12 protein-coding genes are annotated in these 12,763 nt (G+C 71.8%); 9 read left to right on the top strand and 3 right to left on the bottom strand.

What is annotated here, in order from left to right; all coding sequences use genetic code 11:
• The coding region (locus ACFYP3_RS15335) for a DUF5926 family protein (protein WP_388831774.1) at positions 1-507 on the top strand (507 nt) is incomplete at its 5' end.
• A 180-nt stretch (positions 508-687) separates the two neighbouring features.
• Here ACFYP3_RS15335 and ACFYP3_RS15330 read toward each other — a convergent pair.
• Positions 688-1,263 (bottom strand): hypothetical protein, encoded by a 576-nt coding sequence (locus ACFYP3_RS15330; RefSeq protein WP_388831772.1) that lies wholly within the window; start codon positions 1,261-1,263, stop codon positions 688-690.
• A gap of 109 nt (positions 1,264-1,372) precedes the next feature.
• On the bottom strand, positions 1,373-2,164 hold the full coding sequence (locus ACFYP3_RS15325) for a bifunctional DNA primase/polymerase (RefSeq protein WP_388831770.1): 792 nt from the start codon (positions 2,162-2,164) through the stop codon (positions 1,373-1,375).
• 407 nt (positions 2,165-2,571) lie between these two features.
• On the opposite strand from ACFYP3_RS15325, the gene ACFYP3_RS15320 reads away from it, so the two are divergent.
• Both ACFYP3_RS15320 and ACFYP3_RS15315 read left to right on the top strand, forming a co-directional pair.
• Entirely contained in the window at positions 2,572-4,125 is a 1,554-nt protein-coding gene (locus tag ACFYP3_RS15320; RefSeq protein ID WP_388831768.1) for a PP2C family protein-serine/threonine phosphatase, read from the top strand.
• 180 nt (positions 4,126-4,305) lie between these two features.
• Positions 4,306-5,772 (top strand): aminopeptidase P family protein, encoded by a 1,467-nt coding sequence (locus tag ACFYP3_RS15315; protein WP_388831766.1) that lies wholly within the window; start codon positions 4,306-4,308, stop codon positions 5,770-5,772.
• Between the two features lie 61 nt (positions 5,773-5,833).
• Here ACFYP3_RS15315 and ACFYP3_RS15310 read toward each other — a convergent pair whose 3' ends face one another.
• Positions 5,834-6,280: an ATP-binding protein gene (locus ACFYP3_RS15310; RefSeq protein ID WP_388831764.1), complete on the bottom strand. Its 447-nt coding sequence runs from the start codon at positions 6,278-6,280 to the stop codon at positions 5,834-5,836.
• 224 nt (positions 6,281-6,504) lie between these two features.
• On the opposite strand from ACFYP3_RS15310, the gene ACFYP3_RS15305 reads away from it, so the two are divergent.
• The 6 genes from ACFYP3_RS15305 (at position 6,505) to efeB (ending at position 12,727) form a co-directional block, all read left to right on the top strand.
• Positions 6,505-7,350, top strand: a complete 846-nt coding sequence (locus ACFYP3_RS15305; RefSeq protein WP_388831762.1) for a hypothetical protein — start codon at positions 6,505-6,507, stop codon at positions 7,348-7,350.
• 110 nt (positions 7,351-7,460) lie between these two features.
• The gene (locus tag ACFYP3_RS15300; RefSeq protein WP_388831760.1) at positions 7,461-8,183 is read left to right on the top strand and encodes a YcnI family protein; all 723 of its coding nucleotides are present in this window, start codon (positions 7,461-7,463) and stop codon (positions 8,181-8,183) included.
• A 66-nt stretch (positions 8,184-8,249) separates the two neighbouring features.
• Positions 8,250-8,903: an SCO family protein gene (locus ACFYP3_RS15295; protein ID WP_388831758.1), complete on the top strand. Its 654-nt coding sequence runs from the start codon at positions 8,250-8,252 to the stop codon at positions 8,901-8,903.
• Positions 8,900-9,379: a copper chaperone PCu(A)C gene (locus tag ACFYP3_RS15290; protein WP_388831756.1), complete on the top strand. Its 480-nt coding sequence runs from the start codon at positions 8,900-8,902 to the stop codon at positions 9,377-9,379. Before ACFYP3_RS15295 ends, ACFYP3_RS15290 begins: the two co-directional genes overlap by 4 nt.
• A 22-nt stretch (positions 9,380-9,401) precedes the next feature.
• Positions 9,402-11,429, top strand: a complete 2,028-nt coding sequence (locus ACFYP3_RS15285; protein ID WP_388831754.1) for a copper resistance CopC/CopD family protein — start codon at positions 9,402-9,404, stop codon at positions 11,427-11,429.
• Complete coding sequence (efeB, locus tag ACFYP3_RS15280; RefSeq protein WP_388831752.1) at positions 11,354-12,727, top strand: iron uptake transporter deferrochelatase/peroxidase subunit; 1,374 nt, start codon at positions 11,354-11,356, stop codon at positions 12,725-12,727. The genes ACFYP3_RS15285 and efeB overlap by 76 nt, the downstream gene beginning before the upstream one ends.
• The last annotated feature ends 36 nt before the right edge of the window (positions 12,728-12,763 follow it).

Below are 12,763 nucleotides of genomic sequence, written 5' to 3'. Positions count from 1 at the left end.
CGACTTCAGGATCTCCTGGACACGGACGGCGGTTTCGAGCCGGTTGTGCACAGCGGCTTCGAATTCTGGATTCCGGAATCCGAGAGCGCGCAGAGTGCCTCCCCGGAGATCGCCGCCTCGCTGGAGCGCGCCAACGCGGCCGCCATTCCCACCGTCAAGCTGACCGGCGTGGACGCGGCGTACTGGTGCGAGACCCCGGACAAGAACCACCTGCGCTGGGTCATGCCGCACCCCGAGGAGAAGCTGCTCGACGCCCTCGCGCGGCTGCACGCGGCGGGCACGTCCTCGCTCGGTGAGGGCACGAAGCTCGTCGGTTCCTTCCGTGCGCACGGCCTCATGGTCCCCGTCTGGGACCTCCCCACCGGAGTCACGGCCGACGACGTCGAGAAGCCCGCGGCGGAGTTCGCGGAGCGGCTGGCCGGGGCTCTGGCCACGGACGCCCCGCTGACCACGGAGGAGCGCCGGGCACGCGGCGGACTCACCAACCGCCAGGTGACCCTCAGCTGATCGCGCGCACGCGTGGAGCCGGTGACCGGAGTCACAACTCCCGCTAATCGTCTGCAAATCGGTGTCTGAATATCAGAGATCGAATTTGCGAACAGGCGATCTCTTGTTACCGTTCTTGTAGCCCGGTCGCTGGTGCATCCCCCGTCGCCAGCGACCGGGCCCTTCCATTTCCGGCGGTACTCAACCGTCACCCGGTACGGACGAGTTGCTCCCGGACCGCAGCAGCAGCTCCCCTTCATCATCCGGAACTGCAAACTCCGCTACGGCCGAGTAACTGTCAGGGGCTCCGGCAGAGTCCTCCTTGGGCGTCTCACACAGGCCCGGCTCGTCACCCGCGCCGACCGCGCACCGGATCTGCACCGTGCGTCCGGCCGGACCCATCATCGTCAGCACGGCATCCAGCGCGCGACCACTCGTGTTTCTGTAGTAACTCCGGCCCCACGTACGGCCCTCGCCCACCAGCACGCAGGTCTGCGCCTCCACTCCGTGCGGCGACGACACCTCGGGACCGCAGCGGGAATCGGTACGGGGCTGCTCGACCGGACCCGGCTTTCCGGGCTCCACCGCCGCGCCCGCCGGCCGCGCGGGGGCGGTCGGGGAGGTGCGGGGAGAGTCCGAAAGTCCGAGCGTCGAGAACAGGCCGCCGCCCTTTCCGTCGTCCTGACCGGCGAAATCCGGCCCGGCGATCGCTCCGGCGAGCGGGAGCGACAAGATGATCAGCACACCGGCGCCGATACCGATCAGACGGAGATTCATTCGCCGAAGATAGCGACGCGGGAATGGGGCACGGAGATCCCCGCGCCCAATTCCCCGCGAAACTCGTCCCGCTGGCACCCGTACGAGTGATCCGCAGATGCCCCGCGGGTCAGTACGCGAGCCTGCTGCCGCCGCCCGGTGCCCCGCTGCTCGCCTCGACGAGCGCGTCCACGACGGCCTCGACATCGGGCAGCCAGAGGTTCACGGCGTCCCGCGGCTCAGCCCCCACCGGCGACGGCTGCCGCGCCTGTCGCGGTTGCTGCCTCCGCTGCCGCGACTGGGACCGAGGCCGGGGCTCGGGCTGGGGCTCCCGTTCCCAGCGCACCTGGCCGCCACTGGAGGCGGCGGACGGCGGCAGCAACAGGTAGCCGCCCTCGCCGTGGAAGCGCAGCGAGGAGGGCACGTGGTCCTTCGCGTAAAGGAGTTCGCCGAGCCGCTCCAGCGAATACGGCGCCACCAGGAGCGACCAGCGGGTGGGCGTGGCCACGACAGGACCGAGGCGCATGCCCTGTGCGTCCAGTCGCACGAGGGCCCGTGCGGCCGCGCCGGCCGGCAGGCTCACCGCGCACGGGGCGGTCCCGCCGGTGGCCATCAGGACGGGGGCGGTGGGCCGGTTGGTCCACCACCAGGCCACCATCCGGGGGTCGGTGGTGGCGGCGAGCAGTCCGGGGTCGAAGGGGTGGGCGCCGGGGACGACGCAGTCGGGATCGGGGCAGGCGCACCGCGAACCGTCAGTGGCGGAGCGACCGACACCGGGGAGGACGGGCCACTGCCATGTGCTGGCGCAGACGAGCGCCGCGTCGAGGAGAGCGGACGCGGTGCCGCTCTGTCCCGTGTCGGGGCGCAGGGATTGAAAGCGATCGCGGAGCCGCTGGAGACGCCTTCCGAGGATCTCGCGCATGAGCGCTCGTTCCTTTCCGTTGAACGCCGAGGGCCACATCACACCATGTAACCGGTGTCTCACCACACGTACAGGTTTCGCGTCACTGTCCGCCAGAAGCAGGTCCACACGGTTCGTGCAGTTGTCTTACGGGTCCATCAAACGTCCGGCGGGGGCGGAGCGCGACCCGCGCCGACGGCCGAGACCGGCTGCCGCCGCTAAGGACGACGGCCCGTGCCGGGTGGTTCCCATCGGTTCCCGACGGCGCCAACTCACCCCGGGCGTCACCGAATACGTACCCGAGCCCCCTGCGGCGCCCGCCCAGTCGACCTCAAAAACCGACCGCTTCCAGCTTTTTCCGGCCAAGTTCTAGCCTTGGCTCGACAGTGAGTTGCCGTCCCACGGACACCAGGATTCCCACCTGGGCAATGCTGGACATGCATCCACGTCTGCGTGTAGATGTGGATTCCTTGATGGCGGCGCAGCACGATCTGGGGGTTTGCGATGCTATATGGCGAATCGCACCAGGTGGAAAGGCGGACGCCATGAGCGCCCCGCATCTGCCGAAAGTGGCTGGAATCGATCCAGCAGTTACCGCGTCACCGCACACTGCGGCGCCCACGCCCGCCCGCACCACCCCCGCACCAGCGCCGCCGCCCGGCCCGGGCAGCGTCATCCAGGACCGGCTGGCGGGCATGGTCTCGGATCTCACCACCCTGCACGAGCTCACCGAGCGGCTCGCCCGCACCTGTGACCTCGACGCCTCCCTCCACGAGTTCCTGCGCGCCGGAGCCTCACTCGTCGGCGCCCGCCGCGGGCTGATCGTCCTGGAGCCCTCCGACGGACTCGGCCCCACCAGCACGATCGGCCTCGGTCTCGGCCACGCCGAACTCGGCCACATCGAGACCGTGCCGCGCAGCGCGACCTCGTACGGCCGGATCCTCGACGGACTGCCCGACGCCCACGGCGGCTCCGAGGTCCTCCCCGAACCGGGCGAGCCCCCCGGCACGGGCGGCTTCGCCGCCCCCGTCGACCCCCGGCACCGCGAGGTCGCGGCCCGCCTCGGCTACGCCGCCAGCTACGCGCTCCCGCTGACCGCCGAGGCCACCGGCCGGCTCGGCGCCGCCGTCTGGCTCTACGACGAGCAGGCCGAGCCGAACGACCGCCAGCGCGACCTCGCCGGGCTGTACGTCCGGCACGCCGCCGAGCACCTGGCCCGGATGCTGGAGGTGGAGCGCTCCCGCTCGCGCCTCGCGACCCTCGCCGAGGAACTGCTGCCCAGCCGGCTCCCCCGGATCCCCGGGGTGCAGCTCGCGGCCCGCCACCACACGAGGCCGCGCGGCGGGGGCGACTGGTACGACGCCCTGCCGCTGCCCGAGGGCGCCCTCGGCCTGGCCGTCGGCTCCGTCACCGGATCCGGGCCGAGCGCCGTCGCCGCCATGGGGAGGCTGCGCGCATCACTGCGGGCCTACGCCGTCATGGAGGGCGAGGACCCGGTGGCGGTCCTGTCCGACCTGGAGCTCCTGCTGCGCCTCACGGAGCCGGCCCGCTCGGCCACCGCGCTCTTCGCCTACTGCGAACCGGCCGGGGGCCCGCACTCCGACGGCCAGGGCCACAAGATCATTCTGGCCGGCGCCGGGCACACCCCGCCGCTCCTCATCGGCGAGCACCGCACCGAGTACGTGGAGACCTCGCTCTCCGCTCCGCTGGGCATGCTGCCCTGCTGGGAGGCGCCGAGCGTGGAGATCGAACCCGCACCCGGAGAAACGGTGCTGCTCTACACCGACGGGCTGCTGCGCCACACCGGAGACCCGATGGACCGGGCCTACGCGCGGCTGCACGCGGCGGCCGCGGGCGTGCCCCGCGGCGCCCGGGAGGACCCGGCGGCCCTGTGCGAGCACATCCTGCGGACCGTGCTGCCCGACGGGGAGCCCGCCGAGGCCCCCGAGGACATCGTGCTGCTCGCCGCCCGTTTCGAGTGAGCCGTCGTGCGCGGGTCCCTCCGGGGCGGTCGCTCCGGGGGGCCGCTTCGCGTCCGGCCGGACCGCGGTCCACAGTCCGTATCGTGACGGACGGCACGATTCGGACCGGCCCTCCCCGCACACGCATACGATGGATGCGGTCCACACCCAGGTCCGTACCGTCGTAGCTGAGGAGAAGACGTGGCTGACGAGCTCACCCCGGAGACCCCGGAAGAAGAGCAGCCCAAGAAGACGATCAAGCAGCGCAAGAACGGTCTGTACCCGGGCGTCAGCGACGAACTCGCCGAGAGCATGCGCACCGGCTGGGCCGACACCGAGCTGCACGGACTGGAGCCCATCGCCCAGGCCGGGCACACCGCCGACCGCCGCGCCGCGCTGTCCGCGCGCTTCCCCGGCGAGCGCCTCGTCATCCCCGCGGGACGCCTGAAGACCCGCTCGAACGACACCGAGTACCCCTTCCGCGCCTCGACGGAGTACGCGTACCTCACCGGTGACCAGACCGAGAACGGCGTCCTGGTCCTGGAGCCCACAGGGGCTGCCGGGCACACCGCCACCATCTACCTGCTGCCGCGCTCCGACCGGGAGAACGGCGAGTTCTGGCTGTCCGGCCAGGGCGAGCTGTGGGTCGGCCGCCGCCACTCCCTCACCGAGGCCGAGCAGCTCCTGGGCATTCCCGCCAGTGACGTGCGCGAGCTCGCCGAGGCCCTCACCGAGGCCGAGGGCCCGGTCCGGTGCGTCCGCGGCCACGACTCCGTGATCGAGTCCGCCCTCACCGACAAGGTGACCAAGGAGCGCGACGAGGAGCTGCGCGTCTACCTCTCCGAGGCCCGCGCCGTGAAGGACGCCTTCGAGATCGGCGAGCTGCAGAAGGCCGTGGACTCCACCGTCCGCGGCTTCGAGGACGTCGTGAAGGTCCTCGACAAGGCCGAGGCCACGTCCGAGCGCTACATCGAGGGCACCTTCTTCCTGCGCGCCCGCGTCGAGGGCAACGACGTCGGCTACGGCTCCATCTGCGCCGCCGGCCCGCACGCCTGCACCCTGCACTGGGTCCGCAACGACGGCGACGTCCGCTCCGGCGACCTGCTGCTGCTCGACGCCGGTGTGGAGACGCACTCCCTCTACACCGCCGACGTCACGCGGACGCTGCCGATCAACGGCACGTACACCAACATCCAGCGCAAGATCTACGACGCGGTCTACGCCTCCCAGGAAGCCGGCATCGCCGCGGTGAAGCCGGGCGCGAAGTTCCGCGACTTCCACGACGCCTCCCAGCACGTGCTGGCCGAGAAGCTCGTCGAGTGGGGTCTGCTGGAGGGCCCCGTCGAGCGCGTCCTGGAACTGGGCCTGCAGCGCCGTTGGACCCTGCACGGCACCGGCCACATGCTCGGCATGGACGTCCACGACTGCGCCGCCGCGCGCACCGAGGCGTACGTCGACGGCACGCTGGAGCCGGGCATGTGCCTCACCGTCGAGCCGGGTCTCTACTTCCAGGCCGACGACCTGACCGTGCCGGAGGAGTACCGCGGCATCGGCGTACGGATCGAGGACGACATCCTCGTCACGGAGGACGGCAACCGGAACCTGTCGGCCGGGCTGCCCCGCACCTCGACCGACGTCGAGGCCTGGATGGCGCGGCTCAAGGGCTGACGCCTCCACCGGTCCTCTCAGGTGGGCGGGATCCCGTACGGGGTCCCGCCCATCACCGTGTCTAGGACACCTTCAGCAGCGCGCCGTCGCGCCACTTCAGCATCTTGTCGAAACTCACCACCGCGCCCCGGCCCGGCCGGTTGCGGAAACGGACGTGATCGGCGAGCTCGGCGATCAGATCGAGGCCCCGGCCGTGCTCGGCCAGGGACGGTCTACGGCGGGGCTCCGTCGCGGGCGGGAACCCCGGACCGGAATCGGTCACCTCGATGCGGCAGCGGTCCCCGTCCAGGTAGGCCGTGACGTGGTACGCCGCCGCGGTCTCGTCCGGAAGATCACCGCCCCCGCCGTGCTCCACGGCGTTCGCACACGCCTCGCTCAGTGCCACCGAGAGGTCGAAGGAGATGTCCGGGTCCACCCCCGCGGTCTCCATGGTCCCCAGCAGCAATCGCCTGGCGAGCGGCACGCTCGCGGCTTCGCGCCTCAAGTGGAGAGACCACCAGATGCTCATACGGTTACCTATTGCCACCTACGGATGACCGTAAGCGCCCTGCGGCCGTCCGAGACCGCATTGCCCTCGTTCGGCCGATGCGGCTCTCCCGGGGAGCGGTGTACGCGTTCCGCCGGGGTGGCCCGCCCGGGGTCGTGACCGGACGGTCTGCGCAGAGGGGACCATGTGGACCTTCCGGACCTGCCGTATGGACGCCCTCAGCGCAGTGCGATGATGACCCGGCCATGTCTGACCCCCACGCGACGCACGCCGGAGCCGGCCTCCGGCTCATCCGGGCCGCGGTGTTCACCGCGGTCTGCGTCGTGCTGTCCGCGGCCGGGCACGCCTTGGCGTCCTGCGCCAGCGTGCCCTGGTGGTCCCTGTGCGCCGGGTTCCTCGCCGTCTTCGCGGTCGCCGCCACGCTCGCCGGCCGCCGTCGCACCCTGCCCGGCATCGCCGCCGGGCTCGCCACCGGACAACTGGCCCTGCACGCGCTGTTCGGCCTCGGCCAGCACAGCACCGCGGCCGCGCAGGCACCGGCCGGCGCCTCCGACAGCTCGCTCGCGGCGCTCGCCGCCCGGCTGGTCTGCGGGGGCAACTCCGTACCGCTCAGCCAGGCCGACGCCCGGCAGATCCTGGAGGCCGCGGGCCTGGACCCGGCCGCCCTGGCCGAGCAGGCCGGGCAGGTCGCCACGGCCGGACAGGTCGCCGCCCAGGGGCACAGCGCCCACGCCCACGTGGCCCAAGCCGCCACCACGGCACCCGCGACGGGCCTGTTCAGCCCCGCCATGCTGATCGGCCACCTGCTGGCCGCACTCGCCGCCGGCTGGCTGCTCGGCCGCGGTGACGCCGCACTCTTCCGCCTCGTGGAACTGTCCCGGCTCTCCGCCGAAGCCGCCGCCCCGGTACGCCCGCTGCGCGCCGCGCTGGCCCTCGTACGGGCCCTCGGCGCCGGTCTTCCGGGCGCGCCCGCCCGGCTCCCCCGGGCCCTGCGCACCGGGTCCGACCCGGCCGCCCACACCGGCCGGGAGGCACTCCAGCACACGGTGATCAGGCGCGGGCCGCCCGTGGCCCTCGCCCTCGCAGCCTGACGCGGCACCCTCCTCCCCGGGACACACGGTGGGAGCACCGGTGCCGCGAACTCCGTGCGCGCCCGCGCGCGGAGCCACCGTCACCACTGCTTCCGTGGAGTGTTTCCGCCATGAAGACCTCTCGCATCTCCTTCGCCGCCGCTCTCGCCGCCGGCTCCGTCCTCGTCCTGTCGGGTACCGCCTTCGCGCACGTCGGCGTGCAGCCGGTCGGGGACGCCGCCAAGGGTGGCTACGCGACGCTCAACTTCAAGGTCCCGAACGAGCGCGACAACGCTTCGACCACTCAGCTCGAGGTCAACTTCCCGGTCGACCAGCCGCTCACGTCCGTCATGCCGCAGGACATCCCCGGCTGGACCTCCAGCGTCGAGAAGACCAAGCTCGACAAGCCGCTGACCGTGCACGGCAAGCAGGTCAACGAGGTCGTCACCAAGGTGACCTGGTCCGGCGGCAAGATCGAGCCCGGCAAGTTCCAGCAGTTCCCGGTGTCCGTCGGCAAGCTGCCCGAGAACGCCGACCAGATGGCCTTCAAGTCCATCCAGACGTATGACAACGGCGAGGTCGTCCGCTGGATCGAAGAGGCCAAGGAAGGCGCAGCGGAACCGCAGAACCCGGCTCCCGTCCTGAAGCTGACCGCGGCGAAGGGCGACGACCACCACGGCGACGCCAAGGCGGACGAAGCGAAGAACGCCGAGAAGGACGCCGGGCACGGCCACGACGAGGCCGCCGCCGAGCACGGCTCCGACACGACCGCGCGCGTCCTCGGCGTCGCCGGCATCGTCCTCGGACTCGGCGGAGTCGCCTTCGGCGTCGCCTCCCGTCGCCGCTCCGCCTGACCTTCCGGCGCCGTGCGCGCCACCGCCCCACATCCGAACCACCCCCGATCCCAGGGATTCCTCTCCATGCGCACCACACGTGTGGCGGCCGCCGCTCTCCTCGCAGCGGCCGCACTCACCCTCACCGCCTGTGGCGGTGAGTCCGCCAAGCCCGGCTCGGTCACCCAGATCGCCGGCGGCCAGGACCACGCCAAGGCCGCGACCGTCCTGGACCGCCCCTTCACCAAGCCGGAGCTCGTCCTCACGGACACCACCGGCAAGCCCTGGAACCTGCGTGAGCAGACCAAGGGCAAGCCGACGCTTATCTACTTCGGCTACACCCACTGCCCCGACGTGTGCCCCCTGACGATGAGCAACATCGCCGTCGCCAAGAAGGCGCTTCCCCAGGCCGACCAGGACGACCTCCGGGTCGTCTTCGTCACCACCGACCCCGAACGGGACACTCCCGAGTCCCTCGCCGCGTGGCTCAAGGCGCAGGACCCGTCCTTCGTCGGACTCACCGGGGACTTCGCCGCCATCCAGGCCGGGGCGCGCACGCTCGGCATCGGCATAGAGGCACCCACGAAGGATGCCAACGGCAACGTCGTCTCCATGCACGGCGCCCAGGTCATCGCGTTCTCGCCCAAGACCGACGAGGGCTACGTCCTCTACGGCGAGGGCACCACCGTCGACGACTACACCAAGGACCTGCCGAAGCTCGTCAAGGGAGAGACCCCGTGAACGCCCGCACCACCCGCACCCTCACCGCCGCCCTCTCCCTGACGGCGGCCCTCGCCCTGTCCGGCTGCTCCGGCGACAGCGAGCCGAAGATGGCGGTCAGCGGCGCGTTCATGCCCCAGCCCGTGGACGACAAGATGGCCGGCGCCTTCATGGTCATCAAGAACAACACCGAGAGCGCCGACAAGCTCACCGGCGCCACCTCCCCGCTCTCCGGCGATCTCCAGATCCACGAGACCAAGGACCAGAAGATGCAGCAGGTCCAGGCGATGGACGTGCCGGCGAACGGCGAGCTCCGGCTGGAGCGCGGCGGCAGCCACATCATGTTCATGGGGCTCAACAACACGCCGAAGGTCGGGGACAAGGTCACCGTCGAGCTCCGCTTCGAGAAGGCCGGCCCCGTCAAGGTCGAGCTGGACGTGAAGGATCGGACGTACAACGCGCAGGATCCGAAATCCACGGCTGACAAAGCCCACTGACGGACCGAGGAACTGACACGCCATGACGGCCACCGCCCCCGCCCCCTCCACGGCCCGCGTCCGTGCCACGGCCTTGCTGCCGCGGCTCGCGCTGGTCCTCGCAGCCCTGCTGGCAACCCTGTACACCGCGGCGTCACCGGCCGCGGCGCACGCCGCACTCACCGCGAGCGACCCCAAGGACGGGGCGGTGGTCGCCACGGCGCCCGCCCAGGTCACCCTCTCCTTCTCGGAACAGGTCGCACTGGGCGACGACTCCATCCGCGTCCTCGACCCTCAAGGCCGGCGGGTGGACACCGGTGAGCTGCGCGACATGTGCAGCGGGAACACCGTCCGCTACGGCACCGCCCTGCACACCGGTCTGCCCGACGGCACCTACACCGTCGCCTGGCAGGCCGTCTCGGCCGACAGCCACCCGATCTCCGGCGCCTTCACCTTCTCCATCGGCGCGCCCTCGGCCACCGATGTCACGCTGCCCACCGCGCGGGCAGGCGGCGGCCCCGTCGGCATCGCGTACGGGATCGCCCGGTACGCCGCCTACGCCGGCTTCACCGTCCTCGTGGGCGGCGCCGCGTTCATCCTGCTGTGCTGGCGCCGGGGAGCCGCCGAACGACCGCTCCAGAAGCTCGTCGTGCGCGCCTGGGTCACCCTGACCACGGCCACCCTCGTGATGCTGCTGCTCCGGACCCCGTACACGGGCTCCGGGAAGTTCGCCGACGCGTTCGACCTCGACGGGCTCCGGGCCGTCCTGGAGACCAAGACCGGTGCCTCGCTCGTCTCGCGGTTGCTCCTGCTGGGTGCCGCCGCCCTCTTCGTCGCGGTCCTCTTCGGCGTCTACGCACGCCGTGTGCAGGATGCCGGGCCCGAGGAAGAGCTCGCGCCGGAGGGGCACGAGGGGGAGGCGCACGAGGAGGCCAGGGCCACCAACGACCTCACCTTCGGCCTGGCCATCGGCGGCGCAGTCGTCGCCGGCGGGATCGCCGCCACCTGGGCCCTCTCCGAACACGCCTCCACCGGGATCCAGCCCGGTATCGCCATGCCGGCCGACATCCTGCACCTGCTGGCCGTCGCCACCTGGCTCGGCGGTCTCGCCGCACTGCTCGTCGCACTCCACAAGGTCCCGGGAATCGAGCGCGCGGCCGTCCGGCGCTTCTCCACGGTCGCCTTCGTCAGCGTCCTGGTCCTCGCCGTCACCGGCGTCTACCAGTCCTGGCGCCAGCTCGGCAGCTGGTCCGCCCTCACCGGCACCGACTACGGACAGCTGTTGCTCGTGAAGGTGGGCCTGGTGGCCGTCCTTCTCGGGATCGCCTACCTGTCCCGCAAGTGGACCGCACGCCTCGCCGATACCCCGGAGGCACCGGGGGCCACCCCCGCGGAGGTGACCGGGCGGGGCGATGTTTCACGTGAAACAGACTCCGCCGCGGTGGACGGCTCCGATGTTTCACGTGAAACAGAGCCCGTCACCGTCCCGGCCGACCCGGAGCGCGCCGCCCAGCTCGCCCGGCAGCGCGCCGCCCGGGAGAGCGCACGCGAGAAGCAGGTCCGTGACGCCGACCCCCACCGTGCCGGTCTGCGCCGCTCCGTCCTCACCGAAGCGGGAATCGCCGTGATCCTGCTCGCCGTCACCACGGTGCTCACCAGCACCGAGCCCGGGCGCACGGTGGAGCAGGAGGCCGGCCGCGGCAGTGCCGGCGCCACCGCCGTCCCCGACCGCGCCGTGAAGATCACCCTGCCGTTCGACACCGGCGGTCAGAACGGCAAGGGGTCCGTCCGGCTCGAACTCGACCCGGGCCGGGTCGGGGCCAACACCCTGCACCTCTGGGCCGACTCCGGCGACGGCAAGCCCTTCGACCTCCCCGAGATCAAGGTGGCCTTCACCCTCCCGGCCAAGGACATCGGCCCGCTGCCGCTCGTCCCCGACCAGGCGGCCCCCGGGCACTGGACCTCCTCCGGTGTCCAGCTGCCGCTCGCCGGTGAATGGCGCATCGACGTGACCGTCCGTACCTCCGACATCGACCAGACCACCGTGCAGAAGACAGTGAAGATCGGCTGAGCAGCGTGACCGAGAGCAACCCCGACATCGAGATCTCCCGGCGCCGGCTGCTGGGCACCGTCGGCGCCGCGGGCGCCGCCGGACTCGCGCTGGGCGCCGCGGGCGGCGCCCTCGCGCACTCCGCGCTCGCCGACTCCGGGACCCGCTCAGGTGCGGGCACCCCGGCCCCGAGCAACGCCGGAAGCCTGTCCTCCCTCGGCGCCACCAAGGTGGCGTTCCAGGGAGACCACCAGGCCGGCATCATCACGCCCCTGCAGGCCAAGGGGCATCTCATCGCCTTCGACCTCACCGCCGGGGCGGGCCGGACGGAGGCCGCCGCACTGCTGCGACGCTGGTCGGACACAGCGCGGCGACTCATGGCGGGCGAGCCCGCCGCGACCTCCGACAGTGGTATCGCCCTGGATGCCGGTCCCTCCTCCCTCACCGTCACCTTCGGCTTCGGCCACTCCTTCTTCGAGCGCACCGGCCTCGCCGCCCGCCGCCCCGCCGCCCTCGATCCGCTGCCGAACTTCTCCTCCGACCGGCTCGACGCCCAGCGCAGCAACGGCGACCTGTGGGTCCAGATCGGCGCGAACGACGGACTCGTCGCCTTCCACGCCCTGCGCGCGCTGCAGAAGGACGCCGGGGACGCCGCGCGCGTCCGCTGGCAGATGAACGGCTTCAACCGGTCTCCCGGAGCCACTCACACCCCGATGACCGCCCGCAACCTCATGGGCCAGATCGACGGCACCGGCAATCCGACGCCCTCGCAGCCCGACTTCGACAAGCGGATCTTCGTCCCCGCGGCGGGCCCGGGACCGGCCGAGCACGCGTGGATGGCCGGGGGCTCGTACGCCGTCGTACGGCGCATCCGCATGCTGCTCGACGACTGGGACAAGCAGTCGCTCGCCCAGCAGGAGCAGGTCATAGGCCGCACGAAGGCCACCGGCGCGCCGCTGACCGGCGGCACGGAGACCACCGAGATGGAACTCGACAAGCTCGGCGCGGACGGCAAGCCGGTGATCCCGTCCAACGCGCACGCCCGGATCTCCGCCCCCGCTCAGAACGGTGGGGCGGCCATGCTGCGGCGTCCCTTCTCCTTCCACGACGGGATCGGCGCCGACGGCACCCCGGATGCCGGCCTCCTCTTCGTCTGCTGGCAGGCCGATCCGCTGCGCGGGTTCGTGCCCGTCCAACGCAAGCTGGACCGCGGGGACGCCCTGTCGGAGTTCATCCGGCACGAGTCCAGCGGTCTGTACGCGGTTCCGCCCGGCCCCCGCAGCGGCGAGTACGTGGGGCAGCGGCTGCTCGAAGGATGAACAGGACCCCGGTGGGCGCGGCCCCGGCATTACGCT

The sequence above is a fragment of the Streptomyces sp. NPDC005533 genome, from assembly GCF_042871845.1.
Taxonomy (GTDB): Bacteria; Actinomycetota; Actinomycetes; order Streptomycetales; family Streptomycetaceae; genus Streptomyces.
The sequence above is the reverse complement of the archived record's forward strand: the minus strand, read 5'-3'. Positions and strand labels throughout refer to the sequence as shown.